Below are 24,632 nucleotides of genomic sequence, written 5' to 3' on the forward strand. Positions count from 1 at the left end.
CAGTAATGTAAATGTAAAGAAGATTAAGAATTAATAATTTAAAATTATTTGCTTATGAAATCTAATGGATTCTTCTTAGACGAAAAGAACTTTTCCACAAATAAACCAACTAGTGAAATTCATGTAAAAGTTAATAAACCCGAAGGAAAAGTGCGTTTACATTCGGAAAATTCACTTCCTTTACACCCACTAAATGTAAGAGCATATCGAGTAGACCTACGGTTTGCAAATGAAAAGCAATCGTTGGGATATGAAGTAAAGGTTAAAACTAAGCCCCTTTCTAACCGAAGTGTTGCTATAAAATATAAAAAAAACTACTTCTTTACAGACGGCAAAACGCCTAACCGATTGATTGATCAGTTAGCTATTGAATGCACCCATATTTTATATCCTATAGGAATAACTGTTAATTATGATACGAACATAAAGCGAATTAACAATTTAGCAGAAATAAAACAGAAGTTCGAACAACAATTACCGACAATTCAAAGAAATTATAAAGGCAATAATTTTGCAAATTATATTCAAGAAATACAAAGATGTCTTGCAGATCCTAACTTATTTAATCAACGGCTACTGCATAAAGACCTCTTTTTAGCCCTTTATACTCATCCCCTTTATCAGTCATACCCTCAATCAAGAGAGCTGGAAAGTAACATAATGGTACATGTTCCTGATGTAAGTTATCCTTTAATGTTTACAGGTAAGTTGAAAATCGATGAAAATTATAACTGCATGAGAGGGTTTTATATCCATTTTCAAGGAAGTGCTACTTCACTATCGGGGCAAGTATACGAGCTTTATGTAGAATACAATATGGATTATATCGATTACACTATTAAAGATATTTTAGCGGAGGTGAAAACCGTTATCGAAGATAACAAAATAGTACTTTATAAAATGACTTGTTACCAGTTAAGAGAAGAAGAGTCTTCTTCAAAAGAAAAGCAATTACAACACGTTCACAACATTCAAAAACAGAAAGAAAAAGAACAAAAAGAGGAAGAAAACTATCAAAAATATATGAAAAGCCAACGGAGTTGGATTAGCAAGTTATTTAATCTATAAATCCAAATGCAAAATAAAAACTAAAACACAAAAATTTCAACTATGGGAATAAAATATTTAGTTCAAGGTGCTATATGTGCCTGTAAATATGGCAATAGTACCGATGAACTGTTGGTTAAAACACAAAATATACTTTATCTGAATGATAGTAACAGCACGAAAAAATTAGCAGCTACTACAACCGATGTAGGCGCAACATTTAAAAAGAATTGTTTCGGAGGATGTGCAAAAAAACCGCACCGTGCGCCGTGTTCCGTACAAGTAACTCAATGGAGTAGCGAAGAATCCACGCAAAAAATAGAAGGAGCCGGAAAACTGTTAACAGAACAATCCAAAGCAGGTTGTCCTTTGGGTGGACAAGATTGTATCAGTGTAGTACACCACGGTCAACAAGCCGAATTATCACAACAAAACCTTGAAAATACCCCGAAGGAAGTTCACGAGCAAATCAATCCCCTGACCTCATTAAAACTAACCCATAGAATACTAACGCTAAAAGCCAAATAAAATGTCTAAAGGTATTAATCGAATCATTATCTCTGATGAACATATAAGCAACGGACAAATTATAAAGTTTCCACAACTTTTGAATGGTTGTGAAGTATATGGTTTGATAGCTAATGGAAACTGGGTTACCTTATCCGTTGAAATGGATGAAAAAGTATTTTTAGATGTTGAAGATAAAGTAAAAAATAAGCAAATACACAGCGGTATTAAATGGGTATACGGAAAGGTATATAATTTACAGAAAGGAGGAATTAGTTGGCACGGATGGTATACAGATACCAACAGAAATAATAAAAAAGATGAAAACGAAGAATGGGTAAATAACAAACCCGTTGAACAAATATCGAAAATCGATTTATACAATGTTCAAGGCAACTATACGATACAAAAAACCATTCAGATAAAATTTGACAACAAACCCTACGATACGCCTGCCTTGTCATGGGTAGAGCCTTTTTTAATTCATCCTGAATTACATTTCAGTAAAAAACCTAAAGGTATTTTTATTGTTCCGATTGCAGAACCAAAAATTTATCGAACGGATCTTCTAATAAATAATTCTCCTTTCGATAGAAAACTTCAAATACCTTTACCCAAAACAGAAAAAGAATCACAAGAAAACGAAAATGTAGTTTACTACGGAGAAAACCTCATCATTTCTGCCCATGTTTGTACTTTACTGATTCCTGAATCTGCTGAATTTACAGTTATAATTGATCAAAAAGTACAACATGGATCTAATAGCGGATTTTTAGGGGTTAAAATTGATAGTTACAAAACAATCTATGAGAAAAAAGTAAACGGATTAAAGCCCGAAAATGATAATTTTTGGAGTGAAGATCTTGATTATGAGCTAGTCTCATACCTCTCCCAATATTTTAAAAGAGCAGAACTTTTGATACCGTTAGCCATAGATAAAAAACCTGAAGATCAAAAAGAAAAAACTAAACGTACCTTCTTTGTTACTCTTAAACACATTTATCAAGCATATAGCGCAACTAATACAGATTTAAAAAAATTATATCCGATACAACAGGGGTATTTAACCATTGGTTATACCGATATGGAAAATTTGCTGGAGATACAAAATAAAGAAGTCGATGAATATGTGGAAAAGGCAGGGGATGTACTTTTGCAACCTAACGGAGAGCCTTGCCATTATACATGGATAAAAGCACATAAAGAAGACGAAGAGATAACCTTATTTGAAGAAAAAAAGGAAGGAATAAAATTTGATCCGATTGAAATTGGTCTAATAACAGGAGATGTAAATCCTTATCTGTTAACTTTAAGTACTAATCTAAAAACCGAAGAATGCAAAACACAACAACACACCAAAGGGGCAGACAGCGTATTTTATTTTCCTGCTAAACTATCTTCAGAAAAACAAGGCATTAAAATTCAAAAAATCGATTACAGTTCCGTTGATTTGCTTATCCCCTATAAATACATACGTGATCATAAAGCCTTAGGTATGGTTAATATTTTTCCTTTTAACTATTTTTGGTTAAACGAAAAAGATGTCCAAAAACATGTGGTAATGGTAGATACCTGCCGATACACCATACCCGTAAAAATTAATGTATACCCCGATATTGAATGGGAAATTGCATTTGTTTTAACAGCAGGATTACAGATCGAAGGCTCTATTACACGAGAAAGAAAAGTTTTGAACTGGTATCATCAAAAATTCGGTTTTAGATATATAAAAAGAGAGTTAAATATTGAGGTTACCGATTCAGCTAAACTTCAATATGATTTAGCAGTTTGTTACAGTATAAATGGAAAACCTCATAAATACGGGCTAAAAAGCATTGAAAAAATAATTGAAAATGCTAAATATGCCTACGATTCAGTTTCACTCAGTCTTCAAGATCTTAATCCTTCGACTGTTAAAAAAGGTTACAAGAACTACGGTTTAGAATCAGGAACATTAAGTAAAATAGATTTCAGCATAGACCCACCTAATATAGGTTTTGCCTTGCGTTGGCAATTTGATGAAAGCCAAAGCGGGCAAATGGCAACAGTTTATAAAGGAGGAATAGCTTTACAACCGTTAATCGGTATTGCGATAGGGATTGATTTAATCCCTTTCATAAAAAAGATTCCATATATTGGGGTAGTGTTCGATTGGATAAAATCAATTATTGAAAAGCTAAGTGAATCAGAAATATATATTACTTTCGAAGCTTCAATGGAGGTAAACTGGGAAGGCAGTTGGTCATACAATACTATAGACGGATTTGACAATGCAGGTGAGCAAGAAGCTAAAATCGAAGTAGGTATAAAAATTAAGGTGGGTATAAAACCAAGAGGTACAGTAATGGCTACCTCAACTCAACCAGTAAAATTAAAATGGATGGTAGATGGAGAGGCTGGAACTTCCTTTGTTTTTACTCAAAAAATCGGCTATGATAGGCAAAAAAGCGCTCAATATAAAGAATCTTCTGTTATTTGGGGAGGGGCTAAAATAACGATTAAAATATACGAACTAGTATTAAGCAAATCATATAACTTATATAAAGAAAACACATTAACATTATTTGATGAAAGAGAAATTTATAATTCAGGAAAAGAATACATTGAAGCTACTTAAAAAACTTATTATTTGTATGTCAGTATTTTTAATGATCGGATGCAACCAAGCCCAACAGCCACAAAGTTCTAAAATCATTAGTGGAAAACCTTTTGATATCAGATACCTCGATTTTTCCGTCCCTATCGATACTCTTTTGTCTGAGTTTAAGGGTAAATACTACAAAGAACCTTTAGGAAAAATGACATCTCCTGATGATGATGAGGTGATTGGTTATACTTATATTTTAGTTCGATTAGCTGATGAAGATTTTTATTTCTATAAAGAAAACATAAAATTGGAAAGAATATTAATTATTACCGATTTAAACGGCACGATCTATTCTTATACGGGAGAAATAAAGTTACCTAAAAATGAGGTTAAACATGCAATTGAAGATTTTCGACAAAAAAACAGCCAATATTTAGAGGATAACTTAAGAGGTGAGAAGTTAGATAAAGAGTTGGAGAAAAAATTTGATTCTTATTATTACTGCTATCACTTACCAGACCGATATTTAAGTACATATATTCAGATTAGCGGAACTGATTCAAATAAATTATTTGGCATGATTGAGGGAGAAAATCCCATTGAGCCAAAAAATGAATCACTTAAAGATCAAACAAAAGCATATATGCGTAAAAATTAGTTTATAGTAAAACATAGAAAAAATTAGAAAGGTGAATACATTGAAATTAATACCTAGAATCATCATTATACTACCGCTTATATTTATGGCAAATTGTAATCAAGCTCAAAATAATAATCACGAAATAAAAAACCAAAAGGTAATGAAAGAAAAAACACAGCAAAACATCCAAAATGTTTTAAACAATAATAAAATAAATATGCATTCTCCTTTTTATGAAATAGAAGTATCTACCCGTGGATGTGCTATTGATTTATTTGTTAACGATATTCTCGTCTTTACAAATTATGAAACTGGAAGCATGGCGGTAGATTGGCCGATTAATCAATGGATATTATCCAAAGAAGGAAAGCAGGCGGTAAAAGCTATAGTATATCCCTTTGATGGTCAAGAGTTTATTTCTACAAAAGCGGAAGTTGATCTAAAAGTATTTGTCAAAGATGTTTCTTTAGAAACCATGAAACGGCATGTTGTCTTAAGTTTCCCCCATATTACCTTTACTAATGATATTCAATTGCCAGTCTTTAAAACAGAAACTTTATATTTTCAAGCAGAAGTACCATACCATTTTGAGGGTTGGACAAATTCGGTTAGTTTAGAAAAAGAAGATAAAAACAAACTTCTTAAGGAATTAGATGAATGGTATAACGAATTTTATGACATATTTACCAAGCAAGATCGTTCAAAATATATTCAGCTAACAGAACAACGCTTAAAAGAAATCAATACTTCATTTTACTTATCTGATGAGGAAATAGAGGAATTAGACTATTTTAAAAATTTACCAAGAAATTTAAAAAAAGTACCTTTAGATGATTACGAACTCGTATTTTATGCAGATGGAAAATTGGTAGGTTTAAGAATACCTCATGAACTGTCGGGTTTTAAATTTCAATTAGATTTTAAAGAGCCGGAACAGAAGGGTAATTTTATTGAAATGGCTTTATTTCATCGAAAAAAAACAGATGCAAAATTATCAATCATAAGATGAAATCGAAGTTATTTATTCCGTTTCCATATCCCCGAAGGCTCTGACGAATTAGAGGTAATAAGATAGGGTAATAATGTAAAAATTATTTAACTAATTAATGATACTATTAAAACTAAAACATAAAAATAAATTGCCATGAAAGATATATTTAGCCATACCTATTCTAAAGAAGTACAGATTATTATATTAAAATACATGAAAATTATTTCAACTTTAGATATAACTTACCTTGAGATTTATAGAGAAAATCCAGACAATATAGAATCATATTACAGTGAACTTAAACTTAAATTAGAAGAAAAGAAATTTTTTTACTGCATGGAAGAGATTAAATTTAATGAAGTTATTGTACTTCCTAAAGGGGGCTATCTGCATGAACTAGATAAAAATACATTTTCTCCAATAGAAGAACTAACCCCTGAGAAAATTACGGAACTTGCTTATGAATATTTTCGCCCCTACCAAATTTCAAATACATATTTTAATCCTAATTAATTTTTTGATTGCATAGAGTTGTAAAAATTACCTTTTTAAACGATGGCAGTATTTACGCCTATCAAAAATAGTTGGGTAAAAGAAGAAACGCAAGGCTATTTGATTTTAACCCTTTTTATAAAGTTTATCAGACTTTATTACTACTAAAATAATTAAAATTCATAAAATAAATTGAAAAATGAAAAACATATCTTATATCTTCTATTTTTTTCTGCTGATTTTAATTGGTTGTTCAAGTAACAATATGAAAAAAATCACCATTCAACAGACCTTGCCGTTTACTTCTGATAGGTTAAAAAAATTTTATTCTATTAACAAAAATAAAGGTACTTATACAATAAATACTAAATTACTAGAAAAAAAACAATTTACTCAATCAGAAAAAAATATAGTTCCCAAAAATTTTATAACTAATTATTTAAAATCTGATTATTATTACCCTGTTTTAGAGTTTTCAAATGATTCGCATCAATTTATAGGATTGATATATAAAGGATGGTGTAATAAAAAAGAACCCTTTTTATTATTTCAATTAAACAGTTATGACAAAGCAGGAAATATAATTGATGCTTTGGTAATAGAAGATAGATTTTCATTGGATCCAAATCGTAATATTGATTTTGCAATCAATAAAGATGGGAAAATAATGATTAAAATAATTAAAAATTACAAGGTTTCAAAAAATTCCGAATTTGAGTGTTTATATTGGGGATTTGATCAAGATATGGTTTATAAAGAAACTAGTGTTATTCACCATGCAGATTATACAACTTGGATTTTCCTTTCAGAATTTAAAATTAACAATAATGGAAATTTTGTTTTGTTTAAGTAAATTTTAGAGATATAAATTATTTCGGCCGAAAACTTAATCGCCTAAAAATTCAACAAAAACTTGGTGGAAATTTAATATTTACTATTTTAATTAATTTACAATAAGTTATAATTAGAGCGTTCCCTATATGCATAGGGATAAACCGATAGCCAACAGGTTTGGCGTTTTCATGTAACCCGCGTTCCCTATATGTATAGGGATAAACCGCGGTGTTGATCCGTGATATTGCTTTATATATAAAAGCGTTCCCTATATGCATTGGGATAAACCTCAAGAATTGCCAATACCAATCAAAATTATATGGTTTATCCCTATATACATAGGGATAAACCGATAATAATTAACAAACAATAAATATTTAAAATTACAGTGTTCCCTATATGCGTAGGGATAAACCTGCAATTAAATACCTAAAAATCATTACACTTATAAATAGATAAAATAAAAAGGGCGTTTTAAAAACGCCCTTTTATTTAGCAAGTTAAACCCATTCATTAGTGTGTGACCCCGTACCCATTTCGATTTCTTTAGCCGAAATAGTAAACGTTTCAGTTAATGGGTTAGTACCAGAAGCGTCAAAATTTTCCTCATAGTAAACTACATAACCGTCTGTAAATTTTAAGGATTTTGATGTGGCATCTGAATCCCTTTTTAAAAAAATCACCTCACCACTTTTCCTTTCAAAACTGTTAGTCATCCATTCGAAAAAATCTGTTTCGTTTGTTGACTCAACGGTAATTGTAATTTTACCTCCTCTAGTTTCGGAAGATGGGCGACCTGTAACATCCGTTTCTTGTGCTAATTTGTAATTCACATTTAAAATGTTGTACTTCTTACCTGCAACTTCTAATCTTGATTTAAATGACATAATAAAAAATTTGATAGTTAATAAAATTATTTAAATTTATCTGGATTGAGATAATTCTCTACAAATGATTAATTCTCGTTTTAACTGATTAATTTGGCGCAATTGATATTTGATGTTCGCTTCTAATGTATCAACTTCTGACTTAGTATTTCCATTAGACATAATGGCTTTTTTTGATGCAATCAACGCTTGTGCCGTTAATACAAAATTCTTATATAACAGTCTTCTTCGAACACTATCTTGACTTGGAATATTTTTGTCAATATTTCTAACTATATCTATGGCTTTTTGTTGATAGTAGTACGTGTATTTTTTATTAGGTAAATCAATTGAATCAAGATACTTTCTTAACAATTCCATTTGATTTTCAAGCCTTTCTTGATATTTGTATTCACTAATAATAGCAGCATTTTCTTTTCTAAGTTGATCGTTCTGTTTCCACGGCAATTGATAATTAAAAAATATGGAGATAATAATTAACGCAACAGTTAATATAAACAATGGAGTAAATACCAAAAAGGCATATATACTCTCCTGTTTAAAGAGCAATTTTTTCATTTAGTATGATTTTAGTTAGTTTTAGTTAGTTTTTTATTATTTACTTACTATCCAAATTATTTTTTAGGATCTTGTTAAAAGATAATATGACTCACCCATAGTTGTAAGTAATATGGATATTCTTTAAATAACCAAAAAACTTTGCTAACTTAAAAAAAATATTTGAAAATATGAAATATATTTGCATGTTTTTTATGCAATTAAAACATACATAATTGAATTAGATTATAAATAAACAATTAATTTATTAAAATAAATAAAAAGACTTCCTTTATTTTATCTAATCATACTAACTTTTTCACAAAAAAAATCTAACTAATAAATAGTTATTTTTTTCTCAATACTAACGATCAGTAAATATAAAAAGCGCAAAAGATAAAAGTAATAATTGACTATATAGAAATGTCTATATACGATATGCTTAAATGAAATTACTGTAATAAAATAGCAGTCGTTATGAGTGGTATTTATATTTAACCTGTATAATTAATTCAAGTAATTATATGGAGCTAAATTAAATGACAGAAAGGTGTTTGTCGATGCTAAGAGAGAATATAGTTCTTTACAAAGTTTACGTTTTAAAACAGCGAAAAGGGGGTAGTGAGGTGGTGAAACATCTTAGTACACATACCCCGTTTTTTTCTAGTGCTAAAGCGGCTTTTTTGGAATTGCACAAACTAAATTTTAGTAAAAATTATTTGGTTTTAATGACTAAAAACAATGTACAAATCAACGCCTATCGATACCAGTCCGTAATGGGTGATAGAGATTATTTTGATGAAACTATGGAGTTAAGACAATGAGTTTAACCGAAGCACAAAAAAGAGCGATGAAAAAACAGGCAGAAAAACGGATTGGAATGCCAAAAATTCCGTGCACTTATATTACAGATGAAGAAAATGATTTGTTAATAGAAATGGCAAAGATATATGGCTCAAAAAAAGCGGCATTAATCAGAGGGTTAAGGCTATTAAAAATAGCGCAAAAAGATAAAAATTATAATTGACTATATAGAGAGGTCTATATATAATATTCTCATACAGTCAACCATGACTAACCGAACAAAAGATGAAGAATTAGCAAAGTTAAGGAATGAATTAGTAAGAATCAAGGCACGCATTGCGGAATTAGAGGCTTAATAGTCATTTGGGGCGTACTAAATACGCCCCTTTTTTATAGCACAAAAAGCTTAAAAATTTCTACTCTTACCTATTTACACGACCACTGGTCGGGTTATATAGTATAAAAAATAACTAATTGTTTTAATAAGGAAATAAATAAAATGTCACAGAAAAGCCATGAACACTTAATACCTAAAGAATTGGTTGAGAAGTTCAATATACCTAAAGATTTATTTGAGAAATTCAATTTTGCTATTAATTTAGACTTTAATGCAGACCACATCATCGATATTTTTAAATTTGAGAAATTATCAGATGAGCAAGTACAGGATAATGAAAATTTACCAAAACTTCAGTCATATAAATTATATTATAGATTCAAAAATGATGAGGATCATCAAATATTTCATGAAACAGTGTCAAAATATAGTAATGAGGAACATTGGCAAACCGAGGCTGTTAATATAAAAAAAGATTTAACTGAACTTAGTAAAATTTATAATCCTCAAAACCAAAATTATGAATTATCATCAATTATTATAGAAGATCTGAAAGATTTAACTGAACTTAGTGAAATTTATAATCCTCAAAACCAAAATTATGAATTATCATCAATTATTATAGAAGATCTTTTGGACTGGGCTTTTTTCAATTTAAAAACTGTTTACATAAATACCAGTGATCCACAGGGTAGATTAAATATCAGTGCTGAAGAAGCATCCAAATTGTTCAAATTTGTTGAAAAACAGGCTCTAGCAAAAAATTATGAGGTTAAATGGGTTAATGCTCCTGTAGAGGGGGACACATTTAGTGATGATTTTATTGACGAAATATTATATGTCGATCGTGAATTATGGGATAAATAATACATGTTAAGCAACGATTTATTATTAAAGTTCAGCCGTTTAAAGTTTGAAGAACGAGCTAAAAAAACATTGCAGCTTGCTTTTTTCGATTATGATATAGTCTCATTTCTGAATAATAACCAAATAGAATTACCCCCTATTGAAAGGATTACTGCATTTTGTGCATTGGGATTAATAAAATTTGCCTTAGAAAGTGATGTGCATATTTTAGGAGAACAAACTTTATCTAGTGCGATAGGTAAATATCAAAATAATAATAAAAATTTATATAAAAATAAATCTACTGGTTTTATTAGGTTTGAAAATTGGCTGAAGTCGGATTCAATATTTGAATTTTATGACAAATCAATAGCAATGATCAGACTTCTTAAGGTTAAAAAGTTAAAAATTAACGCCTTAACCCTCGTTGATAGTGTCTATTTAAAACAACAAATGCTTGATGGGTTAAATTCATTTGTTCATCCTCTCGATAGATTTCCTGTTCGTGAATGTATGAATCTTCAAGTATCTTTCCCATGGTTCGGAGAAATTACGCCTGAATTAATTTTAAAATGCAGAAATGTAGCTAACCTTACTCAAAAAGAGTGTGCGGATCTTGTCTATGTAGACGAAAGAACGTGGCAACGGTGGGAATCTGGAGAAAGAAGAATGGCTAGAAATATTTTCGAACTATTTTTAATTAAAATTGGATATACTAAATATCCTCTCACTAATTCGAAGTTAGAATTTAATAACTGTGATAGGGTTAATAGAATGTTACCATAAAATGGTAACATTTTGTTCATAATTAATTATTGTTGTTACGTGTTAAAATGCGTGATTCAATCCATTCATCTATTTCGCTTTCAATCCATCCGACCGCTACAGATGTAAGCTTAACATTTTTTGGAAATCTGTTTTCTGCCATTTCTTTATAAATTGAAGCACGGCACATGCCTGTTTTATGTATAACGTCTGCCAATCTAATTATCCTTTTGTTCATTTTTTCCTTCATTTAATAATTGTTTAACTATGCAATGTAATAAGTGAAAGAATGTATTAATTAAGCAGTAAGATTCATTGAGTAAGAAATTTTGCTCATATTGCTTGTGTTGCTATAGTTTGAAGTAAAGTTAACTGTAGGTTTAGGGTTGGTAGATTTTTGCTTATTAAACTGTAAGACTTTACCTATTTTAGCAAATCGCACAAACTCAGCCCAACAATTTAACATTTCGGTTCTTTGCTCAAGATATAGCGACCTGTTATACGCCCTACGAACTGTATTTTTATCAATATGTGAAAGTGCTATTTCGATGATTTCCTTATCAAAATTTTGTTCATTTAAATACGTTGATGCAACGGATCGTAAGCCATGAGCAACCAATTTACCACCATATCCCATACGTTTAATAGCACCATTGGCTGTTTGAGAATTCATATGATTATTAAGGTGCTTTTTAACCTGTGAAGTAAAAACATATTTTCTGCTACCATTAATTTTTTTCATCTCCAACAATATATCTATTGCTCGTTGACTAAGAGGTACAAGGTGTTCTCGATTTTTTTTAATTTTTTCTTTTGGAACTGTCCAAATACGTTTATCAAAGTCAATTTCGTCCCATTCCACTTGTACGGCTTCAATAGGACGAGCTAGGGTGAGTAGTTGAAACTCAATCAGCAATTTAGTATAGGGTTTGATGTGTGCTTTTGAAAGTGCTTTCATAAACTCAGGTAATTCTTCAGGACGAATAGATAACATATGTTTTGCTTGATGTGATTCGAAAATCATATGTACTTTATTTAACTTATTTGTATCTATATATCCAACATTTATGGAATAGTTCATTATTTCATTAATCCGTTGGATTATTCTGTATAACGTTTCAAATTTATTTTCCTGCTCCAACGGTTTTAACAGCTCAATAACCATGCTAGGCGTGATCTCTTGAATCGGTACATTTCCAATAAACGGGACAATATGCTTTTCTAAGGATTGCCGTTTTTTCAATAGTGTTCTTGGTTTAAGTTTTTTACAGTAACTGCTGTTATACCACTCGTTCATCACATATTTAAAAGTGGTGCGTTGTTTATCCAGTTGTTTTTGTTGCTCCGAATTTCTATAAGTTTGCGGATCTATTTTTTGCTTAAGAAGTTTGATATATTCATCTCTCTCGGAACGTGCTTCATCTAAACTTACCAATGGATAGTTACCTAGTGTCATTGAAGTTTCACGATTTGTGATTGGGGATGTATATTTAAAAGCCCATTTTTTAATGTTGTTTTTGCAAACAATAAGAACTAAACCATTTCCGTCTCTTAAATACAAGTTTTTATCCTTTGCTCGACTATTTTTAATTTGATTATCAGTTAATCTTTTAATTATTTTTGGCATAGAATTCTTTTCCTTGAGGAAAAAATGAGCATTTTTGCTAACCCTCATTTGAACCCGAAAAAATATTAAATTGATAGAGAAATTGATAGATGTATATGGATAAGAGGTATACTAAAAAAAATATAAGATATTGATTTATAATCAAATAGAGACGTATAGATACGAGATGAAATGTAAAGTTGGCTCCTCCAACTGGACTTGAACCAGTGACATACGGATTAACAGTCCGCCGTTCTACCGACTGAACTATGGAGGAACACTCGACGGTCAGAATATTAACGATCTATAACGATTATGTCAATCGTTAAAACACGAAATAAAACTAACTGCTCAGTGAGTAAACAAATAATACATCGACTATGTTAAAATAAAAGGCTACGGTAAGAATAGCTAGAGTATGATTTATGAAAAAAAATATTTGTGTATTTTGTGGTGCCAGTGAAGGCAATCGTTTGGAATATCGAACAGCTGCCGAACAACTCGGTAAAATTATAGCAAAACAAAATCGGCGATTAATTTATGGCGGTGGTAATAAAGGGCTTATGGGTATTATTGCTAATGCTGTTTTAGCTCATGGCGGTGAAGTCATCGGCATCATCCCTGAACGTTTAGTTAAAGCCGAAACTGCTCACCATGGCATTACCCAATTAGAAGTTGTCGACAATATGCATCAACGTAAAGCAAGGCTTGCAGAACTAGCTGACGGTTTTATCGCTATGCCAGGCGGTACCGGCACATTAGAAGAAATTTTTGAGGTTTGGACCGGTATGCAAATTGGTTATCATGAAAAACCGGTGGCATTATTTGATATTGCAAACTTTTGGCAATCTATGTTGAGTTTTTTAGAGCATGCTGTACAGGAAGGGTTTATTCGGGAAAATTTTTATAACACATTAATTGTTAGTGATAACGCCGAATTTGTGTTGAAACAAATGGACGATTTCGTTCCGAAAGATTTACAACGCTGGGTAAAAAAATAAGTGAATATAAGAAAAAAACGCCATCATCAGATGGCGTTTTAATTTATGCTTATTAAGCTGTCGTCGCTACAGCTTCTTTTTCTGGCGCTTTAATAGCTGCATAAGCAAGCCCTGCAATAACCGATCCAACAACAATGGATAACAGATAACCACCCACAGGTTTAACGACACCTGGAATTGCTAGAGCAAATAATCCACCATGTGGGGTCATTAATGTTGAACCAAATGCTAATGCCATACCACCAGTAATTGCGCCACCTAGAATACAACATGGAATAACACGTAACGGATCACGCGCAGCGAAAGGAATTGCCCCTTCAGAGATAAAGCATAAGCCTAATACTAATGACGCCTTACCACTTTCTTGCTCAGCTTTAGCAAACTTTTTGCGAGCGATTAGCGTTGCAATACCCATTGCCAATGGAGGTACCATACCACCAGCCATCACAGCAGCCATTGGTGCATAAACATGCGCAGAAATTAATCCCGTACCAAAAGCATAAGCAACTTTATTAATTGGTCCGCCCATATCTGTACACATCATACCGCCTAACACTGCACCTAAAATAACAGCATTAGCCGTGCCCATTGAATTTAACCAGTCTGTTACCTCACCCATTAACCAAGCAATAGGTGTACCAACAATAAACTGCATGACAAGCCCTGTCGCTAATGTTGCCAATAGTGGCACAATTAAAATGGGCTTTAAGGCTTCCATACTTTTTGGTAGGGGAAGGTATTTAGCGATTAATAATGCAAAATATCCAGCAAAGTAACCAATGATAATACCACCTAAAAATCCTGCACCTGTTGAGACCGCAAGCAATCCTCCGACCAGACCAGGCGCAAGTCCAGGTCTATCCGCAATTGAATAAGCGATATAGCCAGCCAGTAATGGCACCATAAGCGAAAATGCCAAGCCTCCAATTTGCGCTAAATGTGGTTCGCCAACTAATTTTTGTACACCGTCAATGTTTTCAAATGAACCCAAAGCAAAAGAAAGTGCGATGATCAATCCACCGGCAACAACCATTGGTAACATATAAGAAACACCAGTTAGAAGATGTTTATAAAAACTTTTCTTCTCATTGCTTGATTTAGCCGATGCTGAAGTTGATGAAGGTTGATAAACCGTTGCCTCTTCGAATGCTTTATCAAACTCTTGCGCAGTCTTTTTGAGCGCTGGGCCAGTTTTTGTTCGATATAATTTTTTACCCGCAAATTTACTTAAATCTACATCGATATCACAAGCTGCAATAACAATGTCTGCTGAGGCGACTTCTTCTGGTGTGAGTTCGTTACCAACCCCAACTGACCCTCGCGTTTCAACTTTACACCACCAACCACGTTTTTTGGCTTCTTCTTCAATCGCTTCGGCAGCCATAAAAGTATGTGCCACTCCAGTTGGACACGCTGTTACTGCAACAATACGTTTTACAGCCGTATTAGTGGTAGGAGCTGAAACACGTTGAGCTGATTGTTCAAAAACAACCGCTTTACTTTGTGCTTCTGTTAGAATTTGTTTTGGGTTGGCAAATAACGCATTAATATCTTCTACCACATAAACTTTTTTACCGATAACGAATTTATCACTAATTTCACCAGTCCCGATAGCAATAATCGCATCAGCAGAATCTGAATTATCGGTTACGTTAAAATTCAACGAATTGGCAGCCAATGCGAGTTCCGCTCTGGCTAAACGTCCATTTACAGGACCTGTATTACTACCTTCAACAATATAAATATTCATGCTAACTCCTAACCAGCATTTATTTCAATTTTGCCTAGCATATCAGTTACAGCTTGGCGATCCGAAATCCCCACACCCGCTTGTCCAACAGACAAAGCAGCAACACTTGATGCAAATACCAGGGTATCTTTAATCGATTGATTTGTTATTAATCCATACATGATTCCAGCAACCATTGAGTCACCGGCACCGACCGTACTCACTACTTGACATTTTGGTGGTTTAGCCAACCATGCTTCATGTTGAGTCACCCACAAAGCGCCTTTACTTCCTAGTGAAATCACAACATTTTCAACGCCACCTTTTACTAATTCCATCGCAGCTGTTTTAATTTCATCTAGTGTCGTTAATTTACGTCCGACCCACATTTCAAGTTCTTTATCATTTGGTTTGATTAACCATGGCTTAGCTTTCAATCCAGCGACTAACGCATCTCGGCTACTGTCAAACACCACTTTGGGGCAGATCTGTTTAACTTGTTCCATCCATTGTGTAAATTTATCGAGTGATACGCCGGCAGGTAAACTGCCACTTATTGCGACCATATCAATATCTTTTAACCATTCAAGAGAACTTGTCACAAAACGTTGCCAATCATGCTCTGTAATTGTAAAGCCTGAAAAGTTTAGATCCGTCACTTCGCTATTTTCTTCAGTCAATTTGACATTGATACGTGTACGGCCTTCTACAGTTTGGAATTTGTCGACTACATTTAATGAATTAAATAATAGATTAAAACCATCTCGGTTTTCTTGACCTAAAAAACCACCAACAGTTAATTTTATATCTAGATCAGACAATACTTTAGCAACATTAATCCCTTTGCCTGCGGCAAGTAAAGCATTTGTTTGAACTAAATTCACATCACCCAACTCGACTTTTGGACAAAATCCTAATAAATCATAAGCTGGATTTAAAGTGATTGTTGCAACACGATATGCCATTATTCTGTTCCCTCACCAAGTCCGCTTTCAATTGCTTTACCAATAGCATCAAGTGCTTGCTCAGCATCATCACCGACCGCAGTAAATTGCAATCGACTGCCTTTTTTGGCTCCAAGTGCAACGATTTTCATTAAGCTGGTAGCACTTACTGGCTCCCCTTTTCCATCAAGATTCGCAACGGTTACTTTGCTATTAAACTCTTTAACCAATTTAACTAATACTGAAGATGGACGAGTATGTAAACCATTTTCGTTAGGCACGATAAATTCACGAGTTAAAGTTTGGCTTGAATCCGATGCTAATGGCGCTGATGAGTTAGCTTGTTCAGTTTGAGAATTATCGATAGTTGAAGGCAGGTCATCTGTCATCAGTAAATTGATTAATTTATCCGTGCTTGCTGATAACATTAAATCTAATTTTTCATAAAATGCTAAACGCGCAATACGATCAATAACCTCAGACATTGAATTATCAACAACCGACATCGTGATAAGTAATTTTACCGGTTTATTTTCTTCATTTACGTTGCTTATTGTACGACTAATCACAATCGCATTTTTTAAATTACCTTCTTTGCTATCGTTCAACCAAACCCCACTACCTAGATAAGTTGGTTTATTATCCAGCACATGAGTAATAAAAGCCGTATTTACAGCATTTTGTTGTTTTAAACGTGATGCATTTAACGCTTGTAGAGTGGCTAAACTATCAGTATTGATATCCAATAAAAGTGATGATTCATTCATTGAAAATTGGCTATCTTCTTGTTCTGTTTTTCCGGTTAAAATAGCAAGCGCTTCATCCGCTGATTTAATGTTTTTGATTCGTTCCTCAACACCGTCGGCACCTAAAACATGTGTCAATTGACGAAGTAACTCTAAATGCTCGTCAGAACTAGCGGCAATACCAATAGCAACATAAGCTTTTTCACCATCATCACCCCATTCAACACCTTCAGGAAAACAAAAAACTTGAACCCCCGTCTTTTTAACTAAATGACGAGTGGTGGTAGTGCCATGTGGAATAGCAAGACCAATACCCAGATAAGTGGCAGCCTGTGCTTCACGTTCAAGCATTCCATTTACATATCCTTCTTCGACAAAACCGGCACTAGTTAATGCTGCCGCTACTTTTTTTATCGCTTCTGTTTTATTAGCAGCGTGTTCATTTAAATGTATATCTTCTTTAACTAAATGAAACATAGAATAAATACCTCTGGGTTATAAATATTGGGTCGACTAAAATGACTCATCTCTAAATCCATTTAATGATTTTTATTGAATCGTTTCAGCCATGATGAATAAATTAACGTTAATTATCCAATAAATTATGTCTATCAATAACAAATATGTGATCCAGATCTAATTTTTTGATTCTGATTAATCCTTTCAATACAAAATACAGATTATAGACATTTTTTTGTTATATCGTTGAATAGTTTTTATCTTTATAGACTTTAATAATATGACTATATCTGAGCATACTTTATCTTTTATTTTAATAAAAAATTAGGAAGAATCGCAACGCACATCAATATTTTCTAATACTAAGAGTAATAACAAATTCCTATTTCAAAAAATGTTTACTTCGATGAACGTCCCTTAATCATTTACATAAACGGCTAAGATTACCACGATAGATCAATTTTCTAGGAATTACAGTGGTACCCGATTGATATTCTTGTTGATGTAGATAATTAAGGAGTAGTTTAATCGTCACTTCTACAATTTCTTTATGATCTTGAGAAAGTGAAATCATTTTACAAGGCAGAAAATCAAGTAATTCATTATCCCCAAACGTTGCAATAGTTAATGTTTCAGGTAAATGACCAAATTTTCTTAAAATAGCATCGATAGTACCTTGAAGAAGAGAGAATGAAGTTGTAAAAATACCATTTGGTAATTCATGATCGTTTAACCATTTACTAAAAGCAATATCAGCATCTTGACGACTATAATTATTAGCATATAAAAATTCGACACTATCGCAATCGTTTAATGTTACAGCTTTAAAACCTTCAAGACGATGTTGGCTTACGGATAAATTTGGTAATGCCCCTATATATACAGCTTTACCTTGCACAAAATGATTAAATGTTTGGGCTAATGTTTGGGCATCATCTTTATCCGCACCAACTATATTTCGAAACTTTTTGGTAGATAACGTTCTATCTAAAGCAAATAATGGAATTTTAGAATTTTGCCAATTGTCATAAAACGCATAGTCAGAATCAGAAACAAAAGAGGATGAGAGAATTATGGCATCAACCCTTCTACGTTTTAAATGTGCAACGCATTCTTTTTCAATTTCAGGATTATCATCAGAACAAGATAACAATAATTGATAGCCCTCTTTCCTGACTAATTGTTCTAAATAACTAGCAATTCGTGTATAACTACTATTTTCTAAATCTGGAATGATGATTCCTATCGAACGCGTTTTACCTTCACGGAGTCCTGCAGCAACTGCGTTAGGATAATAATTATGCTTTTTTACAATTGCCATAACTTTGGCGATAGTTTTGTCACTAACACGATATTCCTTCGCTTTTCCATTAATCACATAACTTGCTGTAGTCTTTGATACACCTGCTAAAAAGGCTATTTCCTCTAACTTCATCACTATTGTCTCGACAAAAAGAAGCCATTTTTTTAACATGAAATAGAGGAATTAGCAAACAATAATTTTCTTTAACTCATTTATTATTAGTAATATTTTGTGGCAATTTAAAATTCACCAATCAACATTAATAATATACAGCGATATGTTGTCCTTGGATGGTTTCAATGCTAACCGGCGTATCAAAAATATCTTCTAAAATAGCTGAATTCATAATCTGTGTTGGAGTTCCTTGATAGACCAGTTCCCCATTTTTCATCGCTAAAATATAGTCCGAATAGACTGATGCAAAATTGATATCGTGAATAACAATGACAATGGTTTTACCAAGTTCATTCGCAGCACGTCGTAACTGTTTCATCATCGAAACTGCATGCTTCATATCCAAATTATTTAACGGTTCATCAAGTAACACATATTCAGTATCTTGACAAAGCACCATCGCGACATATGCTCGTTGTCGCTGTCCGCCAGATAACTCATCTAAAAAACGATCTTTAAACTCAGTTAAATTTAAAAAATCCAATGCTCGATGAATATGCTGATAATCATCAGGATTTAAACGCCCTTTTGTATGAGGATAACGCCCGAATCCGACCAGTTCAAATACGGTAAGCCTACTGGTAAAGCGATTTTCTTGTCTTAATACCGAAAGATGAGTAGCTAATTTATCACTCGGCGTTTTAAACACATCCATGTCTTGAATTTTAACGTTTCCTTCATCAGCGTTCAAAAGTCGACTTATAATCGAAAGTAAAGTTGATTTTCCAGCGCCATTAGGCCCAATGATTGCCGTTATTCCCCCTTGTGAAATCGTGGCGGTAACATTTTTTAAAACCGAAAGGGTTTGATATTTTTTATTAATATTATCAATTTGTATCACATCGGTACCTTTTTCAATAATAAGAAGATAAACAGACTACCACCAATAAACTCTATGACGACCGTAATGGCACCAACCATATTCAAAACATGCTCTAAAAACATTTGACCACCCACCAGAAAAATCACGCCAAGTAAAAAGGCCGTGGGAAGTAAAAATCGATGTTGGCTTGAGCGACTTATGCTATAAGCTAAATTTGCTATCAGTAGACCAAAGAAGGTAAACGGCCCAACCAATGCGGTTGAAATTGCAACTAATATCGAGACTAAAAGTAAAATAATGGTCACGCTTTGATGATAATTAACGCCAAGATTAATAGCGTTATCACGTCCTAAAGCCAAAACATCAAATTGAAAACGCATTCTCCATAAAAATAGTCCGATACATATTGCAATAATGAATGAAAAAATAATTAAAATGGGATCAGCCCGAGTGAACGTAGCAAAAATTCGACTTTGCAAAACAGCAAATTCAGTTGGTGTCATTAACCGTTGTAATAAGTTTGCAAAACTGCGGAAAAGTGTGCCCAGAATAATCCCAATTAATAATACTAAATGAAGATTTTGCTTAAATTTAGTCAATAAACCTTTATATAACAATAGAGAAAATAAGATCAGTAAAAGCGATTCAACGATAAATTTGCCCATAATACCGATGTAAGGAATACCTTGCACATCGATAAAGAAAATGACAATTGTTTGAATTAAGACAAATAAAGATTCAAACCCCATTATCGACGGCGTTAATATGCGATTATGGGTCACGGTTTGAAAAAGGAGTGTGGATGTTGCAGCCGAAAAAGCAACTAATATCATCGTCAACACTATCCACATACGATGAGTCAAAATATACCTAATATTCCCTTTTAGATTAAAGGTCATAAAAAAGAGGATACAAATAAGCGCTATACTCAATAATAGCCAAACTCTTTTTTGACTGGAAAGATAGTGTTTTGAACTAACTAGCATGTTTTTTTCGACTTAATAATATTAAAAAGATTACGGCACCGACAATACCAAGAATTACACTGACAGGGATTTCAAATGGATAGCGAATTAAACGTCCAATAATATCGCAAATTAATACCAATCCCCCACCAAATAAACAGACCCAAGGAATGGTTTTACGCACATTATCACCGAATAACAAGCTGACAATGTTGGGGACGATTAATCCTAAAAACGGTAATACACCAACCACCACAACAACAATACCGCCAATCAATGCTATGACAATTAGTCCAATTATCATGACTCGACGATAATTAAGTCCCACATTAACCGAAAAATCTCGACCTAACCCCACGACTGTAAACTGATCTGCACTCCAGCATGCTACCAATGTCAAACCACAAACTAGCCACAATAGTTCATAACGACCTTGTAAAATCCCAGAAAAATCACCTGATTGCCATCCATAAAGCGATTGCAATAGATCATAATACATGGCAAAAAATGTGGTTACAGCACTGATTATCGCGCCTAGCATAATCCCAATAAGTGGAACCATTAGTGCTGATTTGAGAACAATTTTATGGGATATTATCATAAAAAGAATCGTACCCATCATCGCAAATAAACTTGCAACCACCATTTTGATCATGACACTTTGTTCGGGCGCGAATACCATCATGATGAGTAAACCAAGACTGGCTGATTGGGTGGTGCCAACAAGGGTAGGCTCCACAAAGCGGTTTTGTGTTAATAACTGCATCACTAAGCCAGCGACACTCATTGCACTACCGGCTAACAATAACGCTAACGTTCTTGGCAAACGACTGACAAAAAAGATCTGCTGCATATTTGTATTGGTGAAAAGTTCATGTAAATTGACATGCCCTGCACCAATAAACAAACTTATTGCAGTCAAAATTAATAAAATAATGATGCCTGCAATAAAATATAACGACAACTTCATGTTTTTTTATTGATTAGTCGATGATTCTTGTAGTGCTTCTGCTATTTGATCCATTAAACGACTATACGTTTGAATCCCGCCTGCGATATACATCGATGTTGAATCAAGATAAACAATATGATTGTGCTGCCATGCTGCCGTTTTTTGAATTAATTCATTATTTAATACTTGTTGTGCTGATTGAGCTTCTTTATTACCAATGGCATTATCTCTATCTAACACAAATATCCATTCGGGATTAGTACTTAAAATGAATTCAGAAGTAACACTATTCCCATGACGACCGGCTTCTTGGAAAGTGGTTGCTGGCTGGAAACCTAACACATCAAAAACAAATCCAAAACGTGATTTAGGGCCATATGCAGACATTTTCCCACCGTTAATCATAATCACTAATGCTGAACCGGCTGTACTTGTTTTTGGTTTTAGTTGTTCTATTTTTTGATTGAAGTCTTCAATCAATTTAGATGCTTCTTTCTCTTTTTCAAAAATCCCACCTAATTGACGAGTTCGCTCAGTTAAACTCGCTAAGAAGTTATTTGAATCAATATCTAAGGAGATTGTTTCTGCTAATTTTTCCAATTTTGGATAGGCATCTGTTGCTCGTCCACCTGCTATAATTAAGTCAGGATTGATAGAGCTAAGAACTTCGTAATTTGGCTCAAACAAAGTCCCAATGTTAGTATAGGACTTATCACTATATTTAGATAAGAAATCAGGTAAATGGACATTTGATTGTGGTACAGCTGAGACTGGAATATTCAATGCATCAATAATATCAAGAGTTGCAACGTTAAAAACAGCTACTTTTTTGGGAACAGACCCAAAAAATGCTTCGCCTTGAGCGTGTTTAATTACCAGAACATCTTTCTTAATATCGGAATAATCTGGTTTTTGGTTATTCTTATTATTATCACACCCAACAACTAACAGCAATACAGCAAACAGCACTGTAATTTTAACTTTGATAAATGAATACATATGAACTCCTAATTATTGTTCAGATAAAAACAACACAAATATAAATAATTCTCATTTGCATTAAATTGTATCTAAAAACAACTCAGTGTTCAATAAACTTTAAAGAATATCTAAAGTCAGTGTTAAATGATTAGAAAACGTTTCTTTACATAGCGTTATGTCAAAATTTTATAGATTAATTAGCCAATATCACTGTCATTTTTATTTGAAAACTCTTTTAACTTTCTGGTTAAAGTATTACGCCCCCACCCTAATAAATTTGCTGCTTCTTGTTTATGTCCTCGGGTAAAATTAAGTGCGCAATTTAATAAAATACGCTCTACTTCTGTCACTGCCTCAGTTAAAATGCCCGATTTTCCTGCGACAAGCGATTGTTTAGCCCATTGTTCCAGTAAAAATTGCCAATCCATTGCAACTTGAGAGTCGTTTAATGTCAAACTTATATCATTACGACCAACCGAAATTTTAGGCATCGGAAATTGTAATAGCTCTGGTGGTAGATCTTGCACTAAAATTTCTTTACTAGAAGACATGACTGTCACCCAACGACAGGTATTTTCAAGCTGTCTTACATTGCCCGGCCAATTAAATTTACATAGAACACTCATCGCTTCGGGACTAAAAACTTTACTTTCAACGCCTAACTCTTTAGCCGTGGTATATAAAAAATGCTCTGCAAGTTTCGGAATATCTTGAGCACGATCACGTAATGGAGGCAATAAAATACGGATTACATTTAAGCGATGAAACAAATCATCCCGAAATTTGCCTTCACGCACTCTTGCTTCTAAATCTTGATGCGTTGCGGCAATAATTCTGACATCAACTTTTACGGGGGAATAACCACCAATACGATAAAATTGTCCATCAGCAAGGACTCGAAGTAACCGTGTTTGAACATCAAGAGGCATATCACCGATTTCATCTAAAAATAAGGTTCCACCATTAGCCTGTTCAAATCGTCCATGCCTGATTTGTGCAGCCCCAGTAAACGCCCCTTTTTCGTGTCCAAACAGTTCCGATTCAATCAGATCTTTGGGAATCGCTGCCATATTAAGTGCGATAAAAGGTGAATGTGATCGAGGGCTATGAGTATGCAACGCTTTTGCGACTAACTCTTTACCTGTACCTGATTCACCATTAATCAGCACACTAATAGAAGATTTTGATAAGCGTCCAATAATCCGAAATACCTCTTGCATTGAAGGTGCTTCACCTATTATGCCTGTTGATGCTTTTGCCGTAACATGAGTACGTTGATGATTTGGTACTTGTAAATGTTGAGACTGTGCAATAGCACGTTCAACAAGTTGAATCATTTCATCCACATCAAAGGGTTTGGGAATATAATCAAAAGCCCCTTTTTGGTAAGCGTTGACAGCAGCATCAAGATCAGAATGCGCTGTCATAATAATGACAGGCAAATGGGGGAATTGTGCTTTGATATAATTAAGTAATGATAGACCATCGATGCCAGGCATTTTAATATCAGAAATTAGTACAGCTGGTTTGGGTAGTTGATTAGTCAAAGCTTCGATCACATCTTGACCGTTTGCAAAACTAATACAATTAAAATGCGCATTGGTAAGTGCTTTTTCTAATACCCAACGAATTGAACTATCATCATCAACAACCCAAACATTCATTTTAAATTACC

At 33.3% G+C, this 24,632-nt stretch carries 25 protein-coding genes and 1 tRNA gene; 12 read left to right on the plus strand and 14 right to left on the minus strand.

Annotation, left to right across the window (positions count from 1 at the left end; translation table 11 throughout):
• The first annotated feature begins 54 nt into the window (after positions 1 to 54).
• The 7 genes from GYM75_RS10105 (at position 55) to GYM75_RS10135 (ending at position 7,117) form a co-directional block, all read left to right on the plus strand.
• Positions 55 to 1,068 (plus strand): hypothetical protein, encoded by a 1,014-nt coding sequence (locus GYM75_RS10105; protein ID WP_220215834.1) that lies wholly within the window; start codon positions 55 to 57, stop codon positions 1,066 to 1,068.
• Positions 1,069 to 1,110: 42 nt separating this feature from the next.
• Complete coding sequence (locus GYM75_RS10110; RefSeq protein WP_220215835.1) at positions 1,111 to 1,575, plus strand: PAAR-like protein; 465 nt, start codon at positions 1,111 to 1,113, stop codon at positions 1,573 to 1,575.
• A gap of 1 nt (position 1,576) precedes the next feature.
• A complete protein-coding gene (locus tag GYM75_RS10115; RefSeq protein WP_220215836.1) occupies positions 1,577 to 4,171 on the plus strand; it encodes a hypothetical protein in 2,595 nt (864 codons plus the stop codon).
• Positions 4,158 to 4,799 carry a hypothetical protein gene (locus tag GYM75_RS10120; RefSeq protein ID WP_220215837.1) on the plus strand — a complete coding sequence of 214 codons (642 nt, stop codon included), beginning with the start codon at positions 4,158 to 4,160 and terminating at the stop codon, positions 4,797 to 4,799. The genes GYM75_RS10115 and GYM75_RS10120 overlap by 14 nt, the downstream gene beginning before the upstream one ends.
• Positions 4,800 to 4,839: 40 nt before the next feature.
• Positions 4,840 to 5,790, plus strand: a complete 951-nt coding sequence (locus GYM75_RS10125) for a hypothetical protein (RefSeq protein ID WP_220215838.1) — start codon at positions 4,840 to 4,842, stop codon at positions 5,788 to 5,790.
• A gap of 135 nt (positions 5,791 to 5,925) precedes the next feature.
• Positions 5,926 to 6,285 carry a hypothetical protein gene (locus tag GYM75_RS10130; RefSeq protein ID WP_220215839.1) on the plus strand — a complete coding sequence of 120 codons (360 nt, stop codon included), beginning with the start codon at positions 5,926 to 5,928 and terminating at the stop codon, positions 6,283 to 6,285.
• A 244-nt stretch (positions 6,286 to 6,529) separates the two neighbouring features.
• Positions 6,530 to 7,117: a hypothetical protein gene (locus GYM75_RS10135; RefSeq protein WP_220215840.1), complete on the plus strand. Its 588-nt coding sequence runs from the start codon at positions 6,530 to 6,532 to the stop codon at positions 7,115 to 7,117.
• Between the two features lie 481 nt (positions 7,118 to 7,598).
• Here the strand turns inward: GYM75_RS10135 and tssD are convergent, their stop codons facing one another.
• Together tssD and tssO are read right to left on the minus strand one after the other, a co-directional pair.
• Positions 7,599 to 7,985 (minus strand): type VI secretion system tube protein TssD, encoded by a 387-nt coding sequence (gene tssD, locus GYM75_RS10140; protein ID WP_220215841.1) that lies wholly within the window; start codon positions 7,983 to 7,985, stop codon positions 7,599 to 7,601.
• Positions 7,986 to 8,021: 36 nt separating this feature from the next.
• Positions 8,022 to 8,543 (minus strand): type VI secretion system TssO, encoded by a 522-nt coding sequence (gene tssO / locus GYM75_RS10145; protein ID WP_220215842.1) that lies wholly within the window; start codon positions 8,541 to 8,543, stop codon positions 8,022 to 8,024.
• A gap of 539 nt (positions 8,544 to 9,082) precedes the next feature.
• On the opposite strand from tssO, the gene GYM75_RS10150 reads away from it, so the two are divergent.
• From GYM75_RS10150 to GYM75_RS10165, 4 genes are all read left to right on the plus strand, one after another.
• Positions 9,083 to 9,346 carry a hypothetical protein gene (locus tag GYM75_RS10150; RefSeq protein ID WP_220215843.1) on the plus strand — a complete coding sequence of 88 codons (264 nt, stop codon included), beginning with the start codon at positions 9,083 to 9,085 and terminating at the stop codon, positions 9,344 to 9,346.
• Complete coding sequence (locus GYM75_RS10155) at positions 9,343 to 9,549, plus strand: hypothetical protein (RefSeq protein WP_220215844.1); 207 nt, start codon at positions 9,343 to 9,345, stop codon at positions 9,547 to 9,549. Before GYM75_RS10150 ends, GYM75_RS10155 begins: the two co-directional genes overlap by 4 nt.
• Positions 9,550 to 9,825: 276 nt before the next feature.
• Positions 9,826 to 10,530, plus strand: a complete 705-nt coding sequence (locus tag GYM75_RS10160; protein ID WP_220215845.1) for a hypothetical protein — start codon at positions 9,826 to 9,828, stop codon at positions 10,528 to 10,530.
• A gap of 3 nt (positions 10,531 to 10,533) precedes the next feature.
• Positions 10,534 to 11,295 (plus strand): hypothetical protein, encoded by a 762-nt coding sequence (locus GYM75_RS10165; RefSeq protein WP_220215846.1) that lies wholly within the window; start codon positions 10,534 to 10,536, stop codon positions 11,293 to 11,295.
• A gap of 22 nt (positions 11,296 to 11,317) precedes the next feature.
• Here the strand turns inward: GYM75_RS10165 and GYM75_RS10170 are convergent, their stop codons facing one another.
• The 3 genes from GYM75_RS10170 to GYM75_RS10180 form a co-directional block, all read right to left on the minus strand.
• A complete protein-coding gene (locus GYM75_RS10170; protein WP_255556766.1) occupies positions 11,318 to 11,512 on the minus strand; it encodes an AlpA family transcriptional regulator in 195 nt (64 codons plus the stop codon).
• Positions 11,513 to 11,572: 60 nt separating this feature from the next.
• The gene (locus tag GYM75_RS10175; RefSeq protein ID WP_220215848.1) at positions 11,573 to 12,901 is read right to left on the minus strand and encodes a tyrosine-type recombinase/integrase; all 1,329 of its coding nucleotides are present in this window, start codon (positions 12,899 to 12,901) and stop codon (positions 11,573 to 11,575) included.
• 180 nt (positions 12,902 to 13,081) lie between these two features.
• Positions 13,082 to 13,157 (minus strand) — tRNA-Asn (locus GYM75_RS10180).
• 148 nt (positions 13,158 to 13,305) lie between these two features.
• On the opposite strand from GYM75_RS10180, the gene GYM75_RS10185 reads away from it, so the two are divergent.
• Positions 13,306 to 13,881: a TIGR00730 family Rossman fold protein gene (locus tag GYM75_RS10185; protein WP_220215849.1), complete on the plus strand. Its 576-nt coding sequence runs from the start codon at positions 13,306 to 13,308 to the stop codon at positions 13,879 to 13,881.
• A 52-nt stretch (positions 13,882 to 13,933) separates the two neighbouring features.
• Here GYM75_RS10185 and fruA read toward each other — a convergent pair whose 3' ends face one another.
• The 9 genes from fruA to glnG all read right to left on the minus strand — a co-directional run bounded on the left by fruA (position 13,934) and on the right by glnG (position 24,621).
• Entirely contained in the window at positions 13,934 to 15,631 is a 1,698-nt protein-coding gene (gene fruA, locus GYM75_RS10190) for a PTS fructose transporter subunit IIBC (RefSeq protein WP_220215850.1), read from the minus strand.
• Between the two features lie 8 nt (positions 15,632 to 15,639).
• Positions 15,640 to 16,575 carry a 1-phosphofructokinase gene (gene fruK / locus GYM75_RS10195; RefSeq protein WP_220215851.1) on the minus strand — a complete coding sequence of 312 codons (936 nt, stop codon included), beginning with the start codon at positions 16,573 to 16,575 and terminating at the stop codon, positions 15,640 to 15,642.
• Positions 16,575 to 17,777 carry a fused PTS fructose transporter subunit IIA/HPr protein gene (gene fruB, locus GYM75_RS10200; protein ID WP_220215852.1) on the minus strand — a complete coding sequence of 401 codons (1,203 nt, stop codon included), beginning with the start codon at positions 17,775 to 17,777 and terminating at the stop codon, positions 16,575 to 16,577. Before fruB ends, fruK begins: the two co-directional genes overlap by 1 nt.
• A gap of 403 nt (positions 17,778 to 18,180) precedes the next feature.
• Positions 18,181 to 19,194, minus strand: coding sequence for a catabolite repressor/activator (gene cra / locus GYM75_RS10205; protein WP_220217308.1), 1,014 nt, complete (start codon positions 19,192 to 19,194; stop codon positions 18,181 to 18,183).
• Positions 19,195 to 19,321: 127 nt separating this feature from the next.
• Entirely contained in the window at positions 19,322 to 20,077 is a 756-nt protein-coding gene (locus GYM75_RS10210; protein WP_220215853.1) for an ABC transporter ATP-binding protein, read from the minus strand.
• Complete coding sequence (locus tag GYM75_RS10215) at positions 20,074 to 21,045, minus strand: iron chelate uptake ABC transporter family permease subunit (RefSeq protein WP_370632119.1); 972 nt, start codon at positions 21,043 to 21,045, stop codon at positions 20,074 to 20,076. The genes GYM75_RS10210 and GYM75_RS10215 overlap by 4 nt, the downstream gene beginning before the upstream one ends.
• Positions 21,035 to 21,994, minus strand: coding sequence for an ABC transporter permease (locus GYM75_RS10220; RefSeq protein WP_220215855.1), 960 nt, complete (start codon positions 21,992 to 21,994; stop codon positions 21,035 to 21,037). The genes GYM75_RS10215 and GYM75_RS10220 overlap by 11 nt, the downstream gene beginning before the upstream one ends.
• 6 nt (positions 21,995 to 22,000) lie before the next feature.
• Positions 22,001 to 22,975 carry a siderophore ABC transporter substrate-binding protein gene (locus GYM75_RS10225; RefSeq protein ID WP_220215856.1) on the minus strand — a complete coding sequence of 325 codons (975 nt, stop codon included), beginning with the start codon at positions 22,973 to 22,975 and terminating at the stop codon, positions 22,001 to 22,003.
• Positions 22,976 to 23,154: 179 nt separating this feature from the next.
• Entirely contained in the window at positions 23,155 to 24,621 is a 1,467-nt protein-coding gene (gene glnG / locus GYM75_RS10230) for a nitrogen regulation protein NR(I) (RefSeq protein ID WP_220215857.1), read from the minus strand.
• Between the last annotated feature and the right edge of the window lie 11 nt (positions 24,622 to 24,632).

The organism is Gilliamella sp. ESL0441 (assembly GCF_019469185.1).
Classification (GTDB): domain Bacteria; phylum Pseudomonadota; class Gammaproteobacteria; order Enterobacterales; family Orbaceae; genus Gilliamella.

Bases quoted from the DNA above. Each gene is read 5' to 3' on its own strand.
- fruK (WP_220215851.1), bottom strand. From the start codon at position 16,575: ATGGCATATCGTGTTGCAACAATCACTTTAAATCCAGCTTATGATTTA.
- GYM75_RS10215 (WP_370632119.1), bottom strand. From the start codon at position 21,045: ATGCTAGTTAGTTCAAAACACTATCTTTCCAGTCAAAAAAGAGTTTGG.
- GYM75_RS10135 (WP_220215840.1), top strand. From the start codon at position 6,530: ATGAAAAAAATCACCATTCAACAGACCTTGCCGTTTACTTCTGATAGG.
- GYM75_RS10155 (WP_220215844.1), top strand. From the start codon at position 9,343: ATGAGTTTAACCGAAGCACAAAAAAGAGCGATGAAAAAACAGGCAGAA.
- GYM75_RS10160 (WP_220215845.1), top strand. From the start codon at position 9,826: ATGTCACAGAAAAGCCATGAACACTTAATACCTAAAGAATTGGTTGAG.
- GYM75_RS10175 (WP_220215848.1), bottom strand. From the start codon at position 12,901: ATGCCAAAAATAATTAAAAGATTAACTGATAATCAAATTAAAAATAGT.
- GYM75_RS10115 (WP_220215836.1), top strand. From the start codon at position 1,577: ATGTCTAAAGGTATTAATCGAATCATTATCTCTGATGAACATATAAGC.
- glnG (WP_220215857.1), bottom strand. From the start codon at position 24,621: ATGAATGTTTGGGTTGTTGATGATGATAGTTCAATTCGTTGGGTATTA.
- GYM75_RS10130 (WP_220215839.1), top strand. From the start codon at position 5,926: ATGAAAGATATATTTAGCCATACCTATTCTAAAGAAGTACAGATTATT.
- GYM75_RS10105 (WP_220215834.1), top strand. From the start codon at position 55: ATGAAATCTAATGGATTCTTCTTAGACGAAAAGAACTTTTCCACAAAT.
- fruB (WP_220215852.1), bottom strand. From the start codon at position 17,777: ATGTTTCATTTAGTTAAAGAAGATATACATTTAAATGAACACGCTGCT.
- GYM75_RS10150 (WP_220215843.1), top strand. From the start codon at position 9,083: ATGCTAAGAGAGAATATAGTTCTTTACAAAGTTTACGTTTTAAAACAG.
- cra (WP_220217308.1), bottom strand. From the start codon at position 19,194: ATGAAGTTAGAGGAAATAGCCTTTTTAGCAGGTGTATCAAAGACTACA.
- GYM75_RS10110 (WP_220215835.1), top strand. From the start codon at position 1,111: ATGGGAATAAAATATTTAGTTCAAGGTGCTATATGTGCCTGTAAATAT.
- GYM75_RS10185 (WP_220215849.1), top strand. From the start codon at position 13,306: ATGAAAAAAAATATTTGTGTATTTTGTGGTGCCAGTGAAGGCAATCGT.
- GYM75_RS10165 (WP_220215846.1), top strand. From the start codon at position 10,534: ATGTTAAGCAACGATTTATTATTAAAGTTCAGCCGTTTAAAGTTTGAA.
- tssD (WP_220215841.1), bottom strand. From the start codon at position 7,985: ATGTCATTTAAATCAAGATTAGAAGTTGCAGGTAAGAAGTACAACATT.
- fruA (WP_220215850.1), bottom strand. From the start codon at position 15,631: ATGAATATTTATATTGTTGAAGGTAGTAATACAGGTCCTGTAAATGGA.
- GYM75_RS10220 (WP_220215855.1), bottom strand. From the start codon at position 21,994: ATGAAGTTGTCGTTATATTTTATTGCAGGCATCATTATTTTATTAATT.
- GYM75_RS10225 (WP_220215856.1), bottom strand. From the start codon at position 22,975: ATGTATTCATTTATCAAAGTTAAAATTACAGTGCTGTTTGCTGTATTG.
- GYM75_RS10170 (WP_255556766.1), bottom strand. From the start codon at position 11,512: ATGAACAAAAGGATAATTAGATTGGCAGACGTTATACATAAAACAGGC.
- tssO (WP_220215842.1), bottom strand. From the start codon at position 8,543: ATGAAAAAATTGCTCTTTAAACAGGAGAGTATATATGCCTTTTTGGTA.